This window comes from Alsobacter metallidurans (genome assembly GCF_014636935.1).
Lineage (GTDB): Bacteria > Pseudomonadota > Alphaproteobacteria > Rhizobiales > Beijerinckiaceae > Alsobacter > Alsobacter metallidurans.
In genome coordinates this window covers 40,394-57,657 of sequence record NZ_BMES01000002.1, presented here as the reverse complement: position 1 = coordinate 57,657, position 17,264 = coordinate 40,394, and the positions used below count along the sequence as shown (strand labels likewise).

The 17,264-nt window shown below is 63.6% G+C and carries 19 protein-coding genes; 9 read left to right on the top strand and 10 right to left on the bottom strand.

The annotated features are described in order from the left end of the window. The first annotated feature begins 25 nt into the window (after positions 1-25). From IEV99_RS10675 to IEV99_RS10665, 3 genes are all read left to right on the top strand, one after another. On the top strand, positions 26-1,225 hold the full coding sequence (locus IEV99_RS10675; RefSeq protein WP_188517787.1) for an SAM-dependent methyltransferase: 1,200 nt from the start codon (positions 26-28) through the stop codon (positions 1,223-1,225). Between the two features lie 477 nt (positions 1,226-1,702). Next, complete coding sequence (locus IEV99_RS10670) at positions 1,703-2,446, top strand: outer membrane protein (RefSeq protein WP_308469367.1); 744 nt, start codon at positions 1,703-1,705, stop codon at positions 2,444-2,446. 459 nt (positions 2,447-2,905) lie between these two features. Next, positions 2,906-3,208, top strand: coding sequence for a DUF768 domain-containing protein (locus IEV99_RS10665; RefSeq protein WP_194483069.1), 303 nt, complete (start codon positions 2,906-2,908; stop codon positions 3,206-3,208). Between the two features lie 233 nt (positions 3,209-3,441). On the opposite strand, the gene IEV99_RS10660 is transcribed toward IEV99_RS10665, so the two are convergent. The 3 genes from IEV99_RS10660 to IEV99_RS23915 all read right to left on the bottom strand — a co-directional run bounded on the left by IEV99_RS10660 (position 3,442) and on the right by IEV99_RS23915 (position 4,529). After that, entirely contained in the window at positions 3,442-3,786 is a 345-nt protein-coding gene (locus IEV99_RS10660; RefSeq protein ID WP_188517785.1) for a hypothetical protein, read from the bottom strand. Between the two features lie 19 nt (positions 3,787-3,805). Continuing rightward, positions 3,806-4,105 (bottom strand): hypothetical protein, encoded by a 300-nt coding sequence (locus IEV99_RS10655; protein ID WP_188517784.1) that lies wholly within the window; start codon positions 4,103-4,105, stop codon positions 3,806-3,808. A gap of 121 nt (positions 4,106-4,226) precedes the next feature. Beyond that, on the bottom strand, positions 4,227-4,529 hold the full coding sequence (locus IEV99_RS23915; protein WP_308469366.1) for a hypothetical protein: 303 nt from the start codon (positions 4,527-4,529) through the stop codon (positions 4,227-4,229). Positions 4,530-4,559: 30 nt separating this feature from the next. Here IEV99_RS23915 and IEV99_RS23910 point away from each other — a divergent pair, with 30 nt between their 5' ends. Beyond that, complete coding sequence (locus tag IEV99_RS23910; protein ID WP_308469365.1) at positions 4,560-4,721, top strand: DUF1236 domain-containing protein; 162 nt, start codon at positions 4,560-4,562, stop codon at positions 4,719-4,721. A 32-nt stretch (positions 4,722-4,753) separates the two neighbouring features. Here IEV99_RS23910 and IEV99_RS10645 read toward each other — a convergent pair whose 3' ends face one another. From IEV99_RS10645 to IEV99_RS10630, 4 genes are all read right to left on the bottom strand, one after another. After that, on the bottom strand, positions 4,754-5,959 hold the full coding sequence (locus tag IEV99_RS10645) for an MFS transporter (RefSeq protein WP_308469364.1): 1,206 nt from the start codon (positions 5,957-5,959) through the stop codon (positions 4,754-4,756). Then, positions 5,956-6,570 carry an undecaprenyl-diphosphatase gene (locus tag IEV99_RS10640; RefSeq protein WP_188517781.1) on the bottom strand — a complete coding sequence of 205 codons (615 nt, stop codon included), beginning with the start codon at positions 6,568-6,570 and terminating at the stop codon, positions 5,956-5,958. Before IEV99_RS10640 ends, IEV99_RS10645 begins: the two co-directional genes overlap by 4 nt. Positions 6,571-6,764: 194 nt before the next feature. Beyond that, positions 6,765-6,920 carry a hypothetical protein gene (locus tag IEV99_RS10635; protein ID WP_188517780.1) on the bottom strand — a complete coding sequence of 52 codons (156 nt, stop codon included), beginning with the start codon at positions 6,918-6,920 and terminating at the stop codon, positions 6,765-6,767. Further along, positions 6,908-7,252, bottom strand: coding sequence for a hypothetical protein (locus IEV99_RS10630; RefSeq protein WP_188517779.1), 345 nt, complete (start codon positions 7,250-7,252; stop codon positions 6,908-6,910). The genes IEV99_RS10635 and IEV99_RS10630 overlap by 13 nt, the downstream gene beginning before the upstream one ends. A 469-nt stretch (positions 7,253-7,721) precedes the next feature. Here IEV99_RS10630 and IEV99_RS10625 point away from each other — a divergent pair, with 469 nt between their 5' ends. Next, a complete protein-coding gene (locus IEV99_RS10625; RefSeq protein WP_188517778.1) occupies positions 7,722-8,501 on the top strand; it encodes a DUF4394 domain-containing protein in 780 nt (259 codons plus the stop codon). Positions 8,502-8,910: 409 nt separating this feature from the next. Here IEV99_RS10625 and IEV99_RS10620 read toward each other — a convergent pair whose 3' ends face one another. Next, positions 8,911-9,309 (bottom strand): hypothetical protein, encoded by a 399-nt coding sequence (locus IEV99_RS10620; protein ID WP_308469363.1) that lies wholly within the window; start codon positions 9,307-9,309, stop codon positions 8,911-8,913. A 100-nt stretch (positions 9,310-9,409) separates the two neighbouring features. On the opposite strand from IEV99_RS10620, the gene IEV99_RS10615 reads away from it, so the two are divergent. Further along, entirely contained in the window at positions 9,410-9,829 is a 420-nt protein-coding gene (locus IEV99_RS10615) for a DUF1236 domain-containing protein (protein WP_188517777.1), read from the top strand. A gap of 67 nt (positions 9,830-9,896) precedes the next feature. On the opposite strand, the gene IEV99_RS10610 is transcribed toward IEV99_RS10615, so the two are convergent. Both IEV99_RS10610 and IEV99_RS10605 read right to left on the bottom strand, forming a co-directional pair. After that, on the bottom strand, positions 9,897-10,301 hold the full coding sequence (locus IEV99_RS10610) for a hypothetical protein (protein WP_188517776.1): 405 nt from the start codon (positions 10,299-10,301) through the stop codon (positions 9,897-9,899). A 334-nt stretch (positions 10,302-10,635) separates the two neighbouring features. Beyond that, positions 10,636-13,302 carry a caspase family protein gene (locus IEV99_RS10605; protein WP_188519612.1) on the bottom strand — a complete coding sequence of 889 codons (2,667 nt, stop codon included), beginning with the start codon at positions 13,300-13,302 and terminating at the stop codon, positions 10,636-10,638. A gap of 907 nt (positions 13,303-14,209) precedes the next feature. Here IEV99_RS10605 and IEV99_RS10600 point away from each other — a divergent pair. The 3 genes from IEV99_RS10600 to IEV99_RS10590 are packed head-to-tail and all read left to right on the top strand — an operon-like array spanning position 14,210 to position 16,982. Continuing rightward, positions 14,210-15,739, top strand: a complete 1,530-nt coding sequence (locus tag IEV99_RS10600; protein WP_188517775.1) for a hypothetical protein — start codon at positions 14,210-14,212, stop codon at positions 15,737-15,739. Next, positions 15,736-15,936, top strand: a complete 201-nt coding sequence (locus IEV99_RS10595) for a site-specific integrase (protein WP_188517774.1) — start codon at positions 15,736-15,738, stop codon at positions 15,934-15,936. Before IEV99_RS10600 ends, IEV99_RS10595 begins: the two co-directional genes overlap by 4 nt. Further along, positions 15,933-16,982, top strand: a complete 1,050-nt coding sequence (locus IEV99_RS10590; RefSeq protein ID WP_188517773.1) for a tyrosine-type recombinase/integrase — start codon at positions 15,933-15,935, stop codon at positions 16,980-16,982. Before IEV99_RS10595 ends, IEV99_RS10590 begins: the two co-directional genes overlap by 4 nt. Positions 16,983-17,264 lie beyond the last annotated feature (282 nt).

The window sequence follows — 17,264 nt, the reverse complement described above, 5'->3', positions numbered from 1 at the left end:
GTCGAATTCGGCTTGGACCCCAATCATGGAAACCATCCTCGCATCCGCGCTTCGCAAATCCATACGCTCCGGCGCCCTCACCGTGACCTTCGCGTCGGGACGCAGCGAGCGTTTTGGCGATGGTTCGGGGCCAGCGGTCGCCTTTCGCTTCGCCGACGCGCGGGCGCAATGGGCCTTCATGATTGATCCCGATCTGCGCTTCGGCGAACTTTACATGTCCGAACGGCTCGCTCTGGAAGAGGGGTCGATCCGGGACCTCCTCGGCGTGATATACGCCAACGCGGAATCCGGCTCGCCCCCTTTGTTGATGCGGGCGGTCGACTTCGCTCGCTTTCGGCTGCGCCGCCTGGCGCGAAACAACGTTCGCCGGCGCTCTCGCACCAACGTCGCCCATCACTACGACCTCGATGCACGGCTCTTCCGCCTCTTCCTCGATGACGATCTGCAATACAGCTGCGCGTATTTTCCCCATCCTTCCGCCACCCTCGAGGAGGCGCAGGCCGAAAAGAAGCGCCGCATCGTCGCCAAGCTCGATCTCGGCCCCGGCATGCGCGTGCTCGACATCGGCTCAGGTTGGGGAGGCTCGGCCCTAACGCTGGCGCAGGACGCCAGGAAGCCGGATGTGCTCGGCGTCACCCTGTCCAGCGAGCAACTGGCCGTCGCGCGAGCGCGCGCTGCGCAACTCGGCCTCGGCGACCGGGCGCAGTTTCGGCTGGAAGACTATCGCGATTTGAAGGAGCGCTTCGACCGCATCACGTCGGTCGGCATGTTCGAGCATGTCGGCGTCGGGTTCTACGGAGTGTTCTTCCGGCAGGTCGCCGAGCTGTTGGCGCCAGACGGCGTGATGCTGCTGCACACTATCGGCTCGTCGGATGCTCCGGGCTTCGTCACGCCCTGGCTCGACAAGTACATCTTTCCGGGCGGCGACATTCCTTCGCTATCCGAGATCATTCCGCACATCGAGAAGGCCGGACTGGTCGTCACCGATGTCGAGGTTCTGCGCAAGCACTACGCGTTGACGCTGCGGGAATGGGCCAGACGCTTCCAGGCTCGACGCGCCGACGCGGCGGCGCTGTACGACGAACGGTTTTGCCGCATGTGGGAATTCTATCTCGCGGCGGCCGAGTGCGCCTTCCTGTACGAAGGGCTGGTGGTCTTCCAGATCCAGATCGCCAAGACGGCGGGATCGTTGCCGCTGACGCGTGATTACATGAAGCCGCGATGATCTTACAGCTTTACGCGCCCTCGACGGGCGATCGAACCGACGGCGCAACATTCTGAGAGTCCGGATCTTTCTGCCCGATACAAATTTTCTCAAGCTGCAGGGTCGACCAGACGAGATTGCCCAGTCAGCAGGGCTCCCGTCAGACAGATTGCCGCGACTTGGATCGTGGCTGCCGCAAACTTCACTTGCAGCTTTGCCGGCAATTGGTGGCTTCGCGATTATACTTTTTCCCAATATCCAAGACATGAACTATACGAAATCCCAAACAAAACGGCCGCCGGATGCGAAACGGCGGCCGTCTTATCCTCCTCAGGGGCTCAAGCCGGAAGAAGACAGACGGAAGTGTCGGCAATTTCTGCGCGGTTGGCAAGCATGCCGCCGCATACGGCGGCATGAATACGCGAGTGTTGCTTTTTTACGCTAGCCACACTTGGAAAGCGGGCGCAGATTGACGCCCCTACCCTTAGGAGCCTCCTCATGATGCGATCCCTGACTCTTGCGGCAGCTGGCCTTGTCGCCGCTTCAAGCGCCTTTGCTGCCGACCTCCCCACCTCGAAGGGCGCTCCAATGGCGCCGATCGTCTACGCTCCGGTGTTCACCTGGACCGGTTTCTACATCGGTCTGAACGCGGGTGGCGCTTTCGCCAAAAACCAGAGCACCACCTTCGTGAACACCGTCACGGGCGTGACGACATCAACCAGCAATGGTGACACGTCCGGCTTCATCGGCGGCGTCCAGGCTGGCTACAACTGGCAGTTCGGACAGATCGTGGCCGGCGTTGAAGCCGACATCGATTATGCCGATATCGGCCGCAATCATCGCAACGTCGGCGTCGTCTACGTCGACGCGTTCGGAAACCCGGTCGGGGTCGGCCGTTCCAACTCGAACAACGTTTTCGGGACCGTCCGCGGCCGTATCGGTTACGCGGTTGACCGCGCCCTGATCTACGTGACAGGCGGGTTGGCCTATGCGGGCTTCGGTGGAAATGACTTCTTCCGTCGGAACAGCGATGTGAAAGCCGGATGGACCCTCGGCGGCGGCGTGGAATACGCCTTCACCCCGAACTGGACGGCCAAGATCGAAGGTCTCTACGTCAACATCGATCGCGGCAACCACAACAACACCGAGGTGTTCAACGGCGCCGGAGATCGTGTGATCGTTTCCACGCGCAAGAACAACGATGCGGGCGTCGTCCGCGTCGGCCTGAACTACAAGTTCTGATGCGAGGCGGCCGCTGGCTCGGACGCCGGCGGCCGCTGCATTTGCGTGCTGCCGGATCCCAGCGCTGTTAAGCGGATGGCTTCCTGGGCTAGATGTCGGGCCCAAACGGCGGCTGCGCTGCATAGAGGGTCCTCTGGATGGACGAGCCAGTCACTCCATCGAATGAACCCGGGGCTACGATCGCCCTTTATGCGTTCCTAGCGGAGGAAGCCGTTAGAACCGAGGTCATTGCTCGGTCGACGAGGAGATGGACCATTGCGGGTGCAGTTCTTGCCGGCTTAGCTGCATTGTTTTTCGCTATTCCGCTTATGAAAGACAAGGCTCCGGCTGCCTCGCAACCCCAGCCCCGGTCCGCGGGGTTTCATCCAGAGTAAGTCCGAGATCAGGTGGCCAAGGCTGCCCGAGCCGGTCCTTCCGCTGCAAACAGGCCGGTCGCGGCGGGGATGTGATCAGTATTAGATGGAGTTGAACGTGACGAAGCCGCGGCCAGAGGTGACCAGCCTTGCACAGAAGTTTCTGAAACAATGGCTTGATAAGCGGCTGCCCGAGACCACCACACCGTCCAACCTCGTGCATGCCGAGGCTTGTCGTCTGTCTTTCGAGTGCTTGGTTACTGCTGACGACGCCGGCATCCGGCGGCAGGCGATTGAGAAAGCCGTCGGCGATTTGATTCGCCATATCAAAGTTGCTCTTGAGGAGCGAAACGCCGAGTTGCGAGGAGGTGTGGCCCCACTAGGGCGTTCCGCTAAAATCGCCTCCTAGCCTGTGGTTGAATTCGTCGCCGAGGTAGAGGGACTCACATTCTACGACGCTTGCCAAAAGCACGCGACCGCGAACGAAGCATTTCGTGAGAGCTTTGATTCAAGCTCCGATGATTTGCCGTGGGCAGAGGCTTGTTTCCATGGATCACTACGCTCGGGAGCGGCTCAAGGCACCCTTAGCCCCCCCGCTAAAAGATGGGAGAGCCTTTCTCATAATTCCTTTGACCAATTTCATTACGGCCGGCTCAATCTCTTCTCTCGAAGAGCCTGGGTTCTTGCCGCGATCGTGTGGCGTTCGCTCTCGATCATTGAACGGGCAGCTTCGTCGGTGGCCGCCATTCTCTCCTCTGTCTGAGTGGGCGACACCCGGCCCCTCTTTCGTGAATTTTTGAATGGTCGGCCCGTGAGCTTCGCAGCGGCTATATCCAGCACCTTGCGGTTGGAGCCGTGCTCTTTGAACAGCACCTCAGCTTCGGCGGCTGTAATCCCGTACACCCCGGCGAGATAAGCGAGGTGGCTCTCGCTACCCGGATTCCAGCTATTCCCGGTCTGAGCGCCTTTCGCGGTCTGGTCAGCCATAGCGATGCTCCTTGTCTGGTCACCCTACTGCAGGTGTTTCCTGCACGTTGGCGTGCTCAGACCACAGGCCAGGCGGGATCTTGGACATGATTTCAGCTGCTGCTTCGTCATCGAACTGCATGTCGAGCAGAAGCTCTTCCATGGCTTCGTCTGGCGAGGCGGGGAAGATCTCGATCAGGTTTGGTTCTGCCTTTTTGGCGTTTTCCGAAGGTGCCTCCGAAGATACGGCCGTGACGCGCAAACTGCGGTCGCCGTCTTCCACGTCAACTGTTACATCGCGATCAGCGATCTTTCCCTTCCAAACGTTCTCCCAAGCCATAGCGTCGCGCCTCCGAGGCTGAACCTACCCGGTCTACCAATCATTTGGGGCGTGGACCGTTGCCCCTTCTAGCCGCCGCTGGCTGCCTGGAAGGCGACGCCTTTAACCTCGCCCCGCCAATTCAAAGCGTGAGCGCAACAAAAAACGCATCAGGGCATTCAGCCTCCAGCACATCAGTGTGCAATGGGAGGAAGTCATGAAAGCCATTCTGTCCGCAGCGGCGCTTTGCGCCTTTATTATTCCTGGCGCCGCTTTGGCCCAGAACAGCGGCGTCGCAGCTGGTGCGACGACGGGCGCAGTGGGTGGTGCGATCGTTGGCGGTCCAGTCGGGGCGGCCGTGGGTGGCGTTGCTGGCGCGATCGTGGGCGGCACACTCGATACGGCTGATCGCCCTCGCGTCCAGCAGTATGTCGTTCAGCAGCATCGGCCGTCAGTCGCCTACGATCAGGAGGTCGTGGTCGGGACGGCCCTCCCGCAGACCGTCGAGACCTACGAGGTGCCCGACACCGTCGTGACTACGACCAAGCAGCGGACAGGGTGGCACTACGCCGTCGTGAACAATCGGACCGTGATCGTGGACAACCGCACTCGCAAGGTGATCGAAGTCCTGAACTGAGATCAGGCGGGCGGGACGTCGACTCCCGCCCGCTACCTTAGCCTGCCACCAAAGGCGATCAGGCCAATGATCGTCAGGGACGCAAACCCAGCTCCGGCGAGAAATGTCCCTTCCGGGCCCGCTGTATCCCAGAACACTCCCGCAATCAGGCTGGCGAGGAACATTGCAAGGCCAGTCACCAGATTGAACATCCCGAACGCCGTACCGCGCAGGCTTGCAGGCGCGCTGTCGGCAACGAGGGTCGCAAAAAGCCCTTGGGTGAATCCCATGTGCAGGCCCCACAGCATGACGCCAACGCCAACGCCCAGGAGCGTTGTGGTAAATGCCAAGCCTAAGTCAGCAAGGACCAAGAGGGCCATTCCAAGGAGCAGGATCGTCACCCGATCCATGCGGTCAGCCAAAACGCCAATGGGATAGGCCGAAATCGAGTAGGCGAAACTCATGAGCACCAGCACGATCGGAACCAACGTCACCGGCAGGCCGATCGATTGGGCACGCAGAATGAGGAAGGCTTCGCTGAAGCGGGCGAGCGTGAACATTGTTGCGATCGCAATCACCCACCAATAGGCAGGGCCTAACCTCCGCAATTCTTCACGCTGCAAAGGCATGCGGGCTTGGCGTGTTCCCGGCGGCCGGTCAGGCTCCCTTACTGCAAAAAGCAGTACGCCGACCGACACTAAGGCGGGAACGACAGCGGCCCAGAACACGAAATGAAAATGATTTCCGGTCAGCCACATCAAGCCAATGGCCAGAAGAGGCCCGGCAAAGGCCCCTACGGTGTCGAGCGACTGGCGCAAGCCAAAACTCGCGCCGCGGAGTTCGGGTGGCGCGAGGTCGGCGACAAGGGCATCCCGCGGCGCACCCCTTATTCCCTTGCCGATCCGATCAATAAAGCGAGCCGCGACGAGCCAGCTAAGATCCGGAGCCACTGGGAAGACCGGCTTAGTGATGGCGGCCAGTCCGTACCCAATCGCGGCCAGGAGCTTGCGACGCCCAAGCCAGTCCGAGAGCGCTCCGGAGAACAACTTGGTGATGCTAGCTGTCGCCTCGGCGATACCCTCGATGAGACCAACCGCAACGGCTGACGTGCCGAGCACCGACACCATGTAGATGGGCAGTAGCGCGTGGATCATCTCGGACGAGATGTCCATGAACATGGAAACGAACCCGAGCGCCCAGATGGATCGCGGGATCGCTTTTCTGATTGTCGGATTTGGCGTTGCAGTGAAGGGTGTCATGATCCCGATGACGACCGCGGAAACATGCGGGGCGGCAGGTGCAGTACGCGCAACGAAGCCTCATAAAGCGGCGTGGCGATGGGCAGGATCCAGCGGTGAACCGGCCGCAACAGCAGGACGGAGACCCCGCCAAAGAGGCATGCGATCAGCGCAGACGCCAGCATGTCGATGGGGAAGTGAACGCCGAGGTAGATGCGCGACCAGGCCACCAACACGCCCATGCCACTGACCACCTTGCCCCAGGTTGGGGCGGCTCGCGTTGCGATCAGCGCGAAGCCCACTGTCAGCATGAAGGTAGTGTGGTCGCTTGGAAACGAATTTTCCGGCACATGCGCCATCAGAGTGCGGCCAAGTCCGACCATAAATGGGCGCGGTTCATACCAGAGCAGACCCACAATCTGATTTGAGACCAGCGCCAGCGCGGCAGCGATCGCAGTGGCTGCCAAGCCGCCGCGTCGCCGAGGATCGCCCCACACCCACAACGCCGTCAGGAGGATGGCGACCGCGAAGACTAACCCCGAGGCGATCAGCTTCGCCCAGGCGACGACGATGGAGGAAGCGTCAGCCGACGCATTCAGGAGATCAAAGAGCCTGATATTCAGCGTCATCATGCGGCGGGAACATCCATTGAGGTCGCGAAACGATAATCGCTTGCTCATAGGTCATGAAAACGGCGTTGGCGCGACGAGTGGGGTGTCAGTAAAAGGGAAAGCCCCGCAGCGGGGGCATGCTGCGGGGCTGGTCGATACATGGATGATCAATCCAAACTTGACCCGATAACGAGCTCGGGCGGCTCGGGGTTCCGTCAATAGAACCGCGCGGCCTCGTCCAGCTCGCAGTCGAGCACGTCTAGCGTGGTGGCCATGTGAAAGCCAGCCAAGTTGGGCTCCATGTCGCCGCCTTCCTCTAGGTCCTCGCCGTGGGCATCAATCGCGTCCAGGGCGGCAATCAGCAGTTCCACGGCGCGCTCCATGCGGCGGCGGATCCGAGCGTCAATGTGCGGGATTTCCGCAACGCGAACTCGCTCAGCGAGCCTGTGGCCGAAAGCGTATCCGGTCCCTGCGTAAACGTGGCCGATACCTTGCCCGAGCCGGTAATCCCACCCTGAGCGGTCGCGCCAGACTGGCCCGCGTAGGTGAGCTTTCCGTCCACAACTGTCACCGGGAAGCGATAAGCCTTGTCGCAGGCTCCCTTGTCTGTGCTGAGCAACACTGACCAGTTCCCGTCAAAGCTCGCGGCCCGCGCCGTCACGGGGATCAGAAGCAAACCCACCAGAACCAAAGCTGCGCGCATTGCCGTTCTCCTTTCGGATAAGACGGCTGGCATGGGCGCAAGTTCCCGGTCGGAGCGCCGGGACGCGTAGTAGCTGAACATTAACGATGCCAGGCCATATTTGGCCCTGCAGGAAAGTCCCCTCCAGTGTACCTGCGCGTATTGAGCCCGCCGACAGCGCACCGGCGGGCTCATTTCGTTTCAAGGCTTCACGCGTTTTTGGTAGCTAAGCCAACGCTGATGCCGGTCTCAGGTTTGATCGTCAGCGATCTTCAGGCTCGCGGCGGCCAGTACCGCCTACCGTGGCTGCACGGAACAGCGCCCCTTTAGGTGTTCGGTTGTTCGGTTATGGCACTTCCCGCCCGAGCTTGTGCTCCGCAAGAAATGTGAGTGCGAAATAAACTCCCGGCGCGCTGCATCCGCCGCCAAAGCCGGGGTGTACCCGCTCCGTCAGCCCGGTGAATAAGCCGGAGACAACGGGAGAAACACGATGACAACCAAGACGCTGTTCGCTGCGCTTCTCGCCACCGCGGCCTTCTCTGGCGCCGCTCAGGCCCAGACCGCCGTTGCCCTGATCGGCGAAAACACCCTCGCGATGGTAGATATTGCCGCCAAGAAGGTCACCGGCACCGTGAAGGTGGAGGGTGCCAACCTGCTCGGCATCGACGTGCGCCCCGCCGACGGCATGCTCTACGGCCTCGCCTCGGACGGCCAGATCTGGACCATCGACACCAAGACCGGAAAGCCGACCGCCAAGTCGAAGCTCGACATGCCGCTGCCCGCCAACGTGATGATGACCGTCGACTTCAACCCGGTCGCCGACCGCCTGCGCGTGATCGGCTCCAACGGCGCCAACCTGCGCATCAACGTCGAGGACGGCAAGGTCACCAAGGACGGCGACCTGAAGTTCGCCGAGGCCGACATGCACAAGGGCGAGACGCCCAAGATCGTGGCCGGCGCCTACACCAACTCCATGAAGGGCGCCAAGGAGACCACCCTGTACGACATCGACGGCACGATCGGCGCGCTGGTGAAGCAGGCTCCCCCGAACGACGGCGTGCTCGGCGCGGTCGGCAAGCTCGGCGTCGCGGCCGACAAGGCGGCCTTCGACATCGTCACCGACTCGGCCGGCAAGAGCGAAGGCTGGCTGATGGCCGCCGACACGCTCTACCGGGTCGACCTCGCCACCGGCAAGGCCACCGCCCACGGCAAGATCGAGGGCGTCGGCACGATGCAGGTGCGCGACATCGCCATTATGCCGGGGATGTGATCTGCCTGCTACCACGTAGAGTGAAAGATCCGCGGCGAGGCTGGTCGCCGCGGCGCTTCTAAGTCATTCTAGATGGCGAGCCGATATGGACTGGGATCCATGGCTTAACCTGATCAATCTTGCCGTGGAATCCCCGCGGCCCCGCTTGCGCCCGACCCACGCAGGCTTTCCTGACGGACATGTTGGCAAGCCTGTTCGGTTGCGTCTCTCGTGAACCCGGGCATCGGCCCGGTTGCACTCTCGCTGCAGTAGGTCCCCGCGATGTTCTCCCGTATCAGATATTGCGAGAGTTCGCGGACTTCGGGAGTCGCGTTCGCTTGGGCGTAGACAGCCCCCGGCGGACTAATCCAGCCCATAAGCTGGATCAGCGCCAAGGACCGCCAGGCCGAAGAGGTCAAACGAAGGGTCTTCAATCGCAGACCCTAACCACGCGATAGCCAGCAAGATCGCCCCAGTCGTCATATACGGGCTGCCGCTCCCGGTAGCAGGACGGCGCATAAACAGGGGCGGCATAGTAGGCGGGCCGGCCGTAGTAGCCATATGCCGGAGCGCCATAAGCAGGCGTGGCATAAGCTCTGCTGCTGCCTGCAAACGCGCTCCCCACAAGAGCACCGGCTGCAAGTCCTCCAAAGAGCGCCGCATTTCGACCGTTCCGCGCGGCAGCTTCTGTCGATGTGCCGAATGCGCTCGATGCCAACGTCAGGGCAACCAGAGCAGCACTCGCTAGAGATTTCAGCGCCATTGTAAATCCTCCGCTGTAAGCCTGATAACCCAGCGAGCCTGAACAGCAGCCGAAAACACTGTTCATCGTCCGTTTATCCACCTTGCGCCCTTAATTCGAAGCGTGAGCGCAACGATCCTGCCCAGCGGGCATTCAGCCTAGGCACATAGTGCAATGGGAGGAAGTCATGAAAGCCATCTTGTCTGTAGCGGCGCTCTGCGCCTTTATCATCCCTGGCGCCGCATTGGCCCAGAACAGCGGCGTTGCAGCTGGTGCGACGACGGGCGCAGTGGGCGGCGCTATCGTTGGCGGTCCAGTTGGGGCGGCCGTGGGTGGCGTCGCTGGCGCGATCGTGGGCGGCACGCTCGATACCGCCGACCGCCCCCGCGTCCAGCAGTATGTCGTTGAGCAGCGCCGGCCGTCAGTCGCTTACGATCAGGAGGTCGTGGTCGGGACAGCTCTCCCGCAGACCGTCGAGACCTACGAGGTGCCCGACACCGTCGTGACCACGACCAAGCAGCGGTCGGGCTGGCACTATGCCGTGGTGAACAATCGGACTGTGATCGTGGACAATCGGACTCGTAGGGTCATCGAAGTCCTGAACTGAGCGCAGTGGGCGGGATTATGTGCGTCCCGCCCCCTTTCGCCAGACAGACGTGAGGTCCGACCGCAGATTATTCCGCGGGCGCCAGCGCCGGCGATGTCGAGCCGAATTTGTCTCGCTGCCAAACCAGATACGCGAACAGCAGCATGTCGGCAAAAATGGCCAAGCTTGAGACCGCAGCGATCGGGTTTCCGGCCGACCTTCCGGTGTGAACCAGCGCGACTCCGATGGTCATGACCACAGTTGCTGCAATCCAGCCCCATACTTGCACTTGCGCAAGCCGGTTCCGGTCTAGCGCCGGATGGAGGTGGTAGAAGATCCCGAACAGAAACAAAGACACCCAACCGAGCAGGTTGAGGTGCGCATGTGCTGGCATGGTTGAATGGTCGCCAGCAGCTGCCATGACTATACCCCAGCCCATTCCAACCAGCACCAGCAGCACAGCCGCCTGAAAGCTCAGAGCCGACGCTTTCATGATCCCCTCCTTGGGGTTTCAATGTCCCAGTCTGCTCCGAAATGGCGCACGGCGAAAGTTAGGTGTCCTAAGGGGCGAGTGCGAAGTTGGCGAGAGTCATACAGCGCGCCAACGCGTGCGTCGAGCACCACGAGCCGCTGGCAGCTGCGCGCCAGCCCCCAAGCCCCGAGCGCCCTATCAGACCACCGCTTTCGCCGATGGAAGCGCACTCACTCCCGCGCGCCGGATTCATGTAGAACCCCGCTCTCAAACGAGCGGCCGGGTCGAGGACTCGTCCCGCGCTGCGGGGCGGGTTTCACCAAGCACGCGCAAGGTCAACCGCGGCGCTCCCGGCCTAATGGCATGACGGCTGGCCGGGGCCGCCACAGGGTGGCCGGCTGGCAGGACCCCTCGATTCCGTTTGGCGCGGCGCGGGGCTGCGGACCTGCGGAGGCGGTGAAGGCGTCCGCAACTGCGGTGGCGGCCCGGGCGCCCGCATTTGCAGCGGGGGAGCAGGACCCCGCATCTGCGGCGGCGCGGGGGCACGGACCTGGGGCGGGGGCGGAGCGGCAGGCCGGGGCGCAACTATCTGCGGCGGCGGTGCCCGCATCTGCGCCGGGGCTGGCCGCTCGGACCGGGCAAACGGCGGGAGCTGCCGCAAAGGCGGCGGCTCGGCCCGGGGCGGGGCCGGCGCACGCAGCACGGGTGCGAGACTTCCGGCCGGTCCGCGCTGCTGAGAGGGCGGCGCTGCGACCCGCTCCTGCGGAGCAGTCGCGGTCGCAGGCCTGCGGCGCGACGGGGCGATGTCGGCCTGGCTGGGCCTGCCCACGGGTGGCGCGAACCGGCCGCCCAGACCTGTGGAGACTGCCTGACGCCCTCTTAGAACGGCGGGAGCGGGTTGTGAGGCACCTGCTAGAGGCTGCAGCGCAGCGCCGTTTGATGCGGCCCCGAGCGAGGGCGCCGCCGGCGCCATGTTGGCGGGGCCCGGCCTAGCCCTCTGGCCTCGCAAACCGGCCGAGCCGAGGCGGCCGGGGCTGGCCAGGGCATCAGGGCTACCGCCAGGCCGGCCCGGCAGGGGCGGCAGGGCCGAGGGCAGGGCATGCTGGCCTTGGGAGGGAGTTGCAGCTTGGCCTGGAACAGGTGATTGGCCCGGAGTGACAGGCTGGCGGGGAACCAGAGGCTGGCCGGACATGGGGGCACCTCGCAGGGGCGCACCCAGACTGGGCGTACCTGGTAGCCCGCCGGGCGTTCCGGGTCGGACCCCGCCCGAAACTTGCGCCGCCGGCTGCGGGCCGGCTCCGCCCTGTGGTACCAGTGCCGCGGGCGTTGGAGCCTCGGGCCGTGGGGCCTTGGCGGCGACCGAGGGCGGCAAGGCCACCCGCATGGCGGCAGCTGCGGCTCCGGCAGCCACGGCCGCGCCGGCAACGGCGGCGGCCCCTGGGCCGATGCCCGTTGCGGCCCCGGAGGCGGCCGGCGCGCCCGGCATAGGGACCTTTGGCTGCCCCTGTCCTGCTCCCGAGGTGGCGGGAGCGGCTTGCGCCGTCCGCGGCACGATGCCCACAGCCTCAGCTCCGGCCCAAGGCAGCAGCGGTTCGCCGGCCTGCGAGCGCACCACGATCGTGTTAGCCTGCGGGTTTACGATGACCGTGTTGTGGATGTTGTAGGTGATCAGGTTCAGCGGCGGCGGCGCGACGTAGGCGGGCCGCTCCACGTACACCGGCACGGGCTCGTAGATCGGCTGCGGAAGCACGTAGTACTCGACCGGAGGTGGTGGCGGCGGCAGGTCCACGAAATAGGCCGGGATCGGCTCCAGATAGGCCAGTGGCGGAGGCGGCGGCAGGTCGTAGACGGGGTCTGCGAACATCAGCACCGGGCGCTCGAAATACACGAACTCGTCCGGCGGCGGTGGGGGCACGTCATAGTCCAGCACCTCGAAGCCGGGCGGCGGTTGCAGGGCCGCGGCGAGCCGCCCGAGCCGCCGTTCGGCTTCGCCGGCATGCGGACCGCGCGGATAGCGCCGCAGATAGGACCAGTAGGCTCGCGTTGTCCCGACCTGCGACGTCCGGCGCCAGATCAGCGCCTCCCGCCGCGCCGCTAGCAGCGGTCGAATGCGCCGCGCCATCGGGTCCTGAGGATAAGCGGCGAGGAAGTCTTGATAGGCTTGGATTGTGTCGCGGCCGAGCGCCGCCTGGTAGGCGTCGCGAGCGTCGAGATCGCGGATCGGCCCGTCGCGCAGGCGCGACAGGTCCGCGGCCGATTTCGGCACCGGCGCGTCGGCGGTCCGTTCGAGGAACAGGAACGGCGCGGTGACGCGGTCCGCATCCCACGGCACCACCGCACCCTGTGTGAGTTCGCTCGTGCGCAGGCGCGCTCGGTCGAAGACATCGGCAAGCGGTAGCCCGCCCTCGCGGATCATCTCGGCCAGGGCCCGGGCATAAGGGCCGTAGGCGTCTTGGAGCGGCGGGGCGACGCTGCCGGGCGCGGCGTTGAACGCGACCAGCATGCCGGGATCGGCATCCATCAAAGCGAGTCCCCCGGCCAGGGGCGGACCGGAGCGGGCGAAGGGGTTCTCGCGGGCGGCGTCGAGGACCACGATACGCGCCTTCAAGGGCACCGACGCGAGCGGGCGCAGCAGGTCGGCGACCCGGATCGCCTGGATGGGAACGTCGCCGGCACGGGCGATCTGCGCGTCGACGGGAACAAGATAGTTCTCGCCCTCGAATTGCAGCCCATAGCCAGAGAAATAGACGGCGGCCACCGTCTCCGGCCCCGACTGCGAGGCCTTGTCGACGAAATCGCGCAGCGCCTTGCGCAATCCGTCCCCGTCGAGGTCCCGGGCGCCGACGACGTCGAACCCAGACGCTTGCAGGGTCTGCGCCATCAGCCCGGCATCGTTGGCGGGAAAGGACAGGGCCCCAGCCGGGTAGGCTGCGTTGCCGAGGACGAGTGCAATGCGCTTCTCAGTCTGTTGGGCAGCGGCCGGAGGCGCGCCGACGCCTGAAGCTAGGGCAACGGCGAGCATAAGAAACGGGGCCAGGGTCTTCAGCGGCGATCGGGGCACGACGCATACTCCAGGTACGGGATGCTCCACGGACCAGCTCAGAGTTCCCGGCATCGATCAGAGGATTGCGCGGCTGAACCGGGAGTGAATGAAGCGCGCGAGCGCACCTGCAGTTGCGCTCACGGTTCGACGGATGTGCCACCCGCCGGTGCTCGGGCGCCAATATGGCTTCATCCAATCCACACGCGACGGAGTCGGACGCCGCTCCGCCTTGCGCACTCGCTCGACTACCACCCCCCAGTTCACCGTCCCCTACGATCTCCCCTGACGTCTGTTGCAGGCGCATCTCTCTGGTTAGGCGCGTATACGGACCATACCCGAATGTACGATCCTATTACTTCTCAGGATTGCGTTCTGCTTAGATTCTGTATTCCTAGTCTTCAATCTTTATATTATGTGTATTTTAGCACGCTCTCACAAGGTCGCTTCTGTGCGACTGCTGACTTACGGGTCGGTCGTTAGTGGCGTAATGTCACTTATACTTCCTCTGGACTCGCCACTGTGGGTCAGTTATAGGGGTGTTACCGCTCATCATTTTGAGGATCCACCGTGGATGCCATCCGCCGTGCGAAACGCAAAGCCGTACGGCGCAGCTCCTTCGCAGGTGAAGCACTCCGCAGCCTCGCCCGTCTGCTGGCTCGATCCGCCATCAAGGACCATCAACTGGACATCGCAGGAGCGCCTCGTGACGAACACGAAGAACGCAAAAAAGACGCGTCAAGACGCCGGCCCGAAGAGGGCACGTGAGTCAGCGGAGCTCCGCCCAGCTCAGCGGGACCTTTTTGAACAAGAGGTGGCCTGCCCACCCGGGGCCCACGACAATGGGCAGCACTCAGACAGTCAATCCGTCGTGAACTCGACCTGCAAGATGGCGACCGACAACCGCCGCGAAACGCAGGACAACGCCCCCATGCAGCAGCCTCCCTCTCCAAGCCGATTCCGCCCGCTCACCCTGGCCGATGTGCGAGGCGCGGTGCTCGCCTCCAAGCGGGTGTCGAACCAGCGCGCCCAGGACTGCTGCCGGGCTGTTGACCAGCTCGCCAGCATGCTCGGCCAACCGGCCGAGACTATCGCCGCAGACCCGCTGGCGCTGCGCAACCGCATGGCGAGCATCGACCACCGCCACGTCGCCCTGACGGCGCGCGAGTGGAGGCATCTTTGCAAGCTGCTCGACAGCGCCCTGCAGCTCGCCGGATTGCAAGCGCGCCCGCGCAAGCGCAGCAAGGCGCCTCTGAGCGATACGTGGGAGGATCTCCTCGCCAATGTGCGAAACCGGTATGACCGCTGTTTCCTGAGGCAGTTCGCTGCGTTCTGTGATCGGCAAAATCGCGATCCGGAGAGCGTCGACCCGGAGCTCTTCCACAGCTTCGGGTCACATCTGATTGCGAGCAAAGTTGACCGCCCCAAGCAGGCGCATCGCGAGGTCGCCAAGGCCTGGAACAAGAGCCGGGGCGCGATCGCCGGTTGGCCCGAAGCGGAACTCCCGGTCCCCAAAACCCTCCGGTACCGCGCCCTGACCCTGGATGAAATGCCGGCCTCGTTCCGGCAGGAGCTGGAGGGTCTTCTCGACACGCTCGCCGAACCAGACTTGCTCGACGAGTCTGACACCGAAGAGATGAGCCGGTTCTCGGTCCGCAACCGGCGAGCGCAGCTGCTGCAGGCCGCGACCGCGTTGGTGGAAGCAGGGACGCCGGTGCACAGCATCCGAGGTCTGGAAGACCTCGCTCAGCCGACCGCCGCGCGGGCCATTCTCAGGCGGCTGCGCGAGCGGCACGGCGTGAAAAAGAGCGGGCAGATGGCCAACATCGCTGCAGCGCTGCGGCTTGTCGCACGGCGGCGCAATCGGCCTGAGGCCGAGCTGGAGCAGTTGCGGCGCATGGCCGGCAAGGTACGCCCGCGCGGCAGCGGCATGACCGAGACGAACAAGCGCCGCCTGCGGCAGTTCAAGGATACTGCCAACATGGCGCGCTTAGTCGCGGTGCCGCGAGACCTGATGGCGGAAGCAAGGCTGCGGCCACCGAATGCAGTCGACGCAACCCGGATGGAACGGGCGCTGGCGATCGGCATCCTGCTCGTCGCGCCGATGCGAGAAAAAAACCTCGCTAGCCTGCGGCTCGACCGGCACCTCAGCTGGTCGCGGTCCGGACGACAGGGGGCTGTGCACATCGTGCTCCCGGCCCACGAGGTGAAGAACGACAAGGATCTTGAGTTTCCCCTCCCAGGCTGGCTGATCGAACTGCTTGACCTGTATATGGCCCGATACCGTCCGCTGCTGACCGAAGTCGAAACGCCCTGCCTCTTTCCAGGAGCAGGCCGCGACGGGCTGGGTCAAAATCGCCGGCCTATATTGGATTGGCAGTCCAAACTGCCCTGGCAGAAACGATCGGGCTTGAGATGAACGCTCATCTATTCCGGCACCTTGCCGCATATATTTTCCTCCGCCAGCATCCGGGGGAGTTCGAGACTGTGCGCGTGCTGCTGGGGCACAAATCTATCCGCACGACGGTGAGCTTCTACTGCGCCATTGAGCAGGAGGACGCATTCCGGCGCTACGACGCGTTGCTCGACTCCTACCGGCAGGAGGACGCGCCATGAGCAAGCGCATTTTAGGGCTCAAGCTCCGCGAATGGCCGGGACAGCATCAGGCAGCCTGGCAGAGAGCCTGCGGCGAGGACGACCTCGGATCGGCGGGCGGCGAAGGCGCACTCTGGCGGCCATCCACCCGGCGCAAGACGATCAAGGGCTGGGGCTACTTTTTGCGATGGCTCTCGAGCACGGGCGCGGAGGTGGATAGGGCCCCCGGCCGATTGGTTCATCCAAAGCTGGTCGTCGCCTACATCACCGATCTGCGGACGAAAAAGAAGGCCGACTACACTGTTTTGTGCCGGGTGCAGGAGCTTTACGACGCGTGCCGGGTGCTGGACCCAGATCAGAATTGGAATTGGCTTAGAGACATTCGCGCGCGTGTGCGCCGCAGGCCGAAGCCGGTCCGCAACAAGCTGGCCCGGCTGCGCAGCGCACGCGAGCTCGAGGAACTTGGCTGGTCGCTGATCCGAGCGGCTGAAAACGACAGTTCCACCCCGCTTCAACGGGCGACCAGCTTCAGGGATGGGCTGTGCGTCGTATTGCTCGTTCGACGTCTGCTCCGGTTGCGCAATCTCGCCGGGCTTACCCTCGGCCATTTCACGCATGACGGATCTGTGATGGGCCTTCAGTTCCCGGGGGCCGAGATGAAGTCCAAGCGGGATCGGCACTTCGCCTTACCTGACGATCTGGCCGAGGCCGTTACCTTGTACCTGTCGCGCCATCGGCCGGTCCTTCTTAGCGTGGATAGCCGCAAAGTTCCGATGCCAACTAACCGCATCTGGATCTCGCGGCAGGGCGAGCCAATGAATGAAGTTCCCCTGCACTATCGCATCCGAAAGCGGACCAAGGATGCGTTCGGGGCCGAGATCCCGCCCCACTGGTTCCGCGACGCAGGCGCGACGGCGATCGCCGTCGACAGTCCCGGAAATGTGCGGGATGTTGCGACCGTGTTGGGCAACAACGATGCCGTTGCCGAGAAGCACTACAATCAGGCCCGTGCTATCCAAAGCGCACGTAAATATCAGAACGTGCTTGAGTCGCTGTTCTCGGTGTGAACGACGCCGTGACAATCAGCGACGCCCGATGAATGGCGGACGGGTGTTCCGCTCCGTCGTGATGAGGGCTCGGCGAATCGGATGGGCAAAAGCGAGGCCTGCTGATGAAAGAAAAACCTTCGCAAGTGAACGAGCTATTGAGAAACGAGGCTGCCGCCCTCCCCTTTGGATCAATCCAGATGAGCGCGGATGGGCCGCGAGCTCACGGCGCAGGACTGGTTGTAGTCGAAGACTGCACGTTTGGCCCTGGCTCTGCCAACCATTTCTTAGACAGCCGAAATG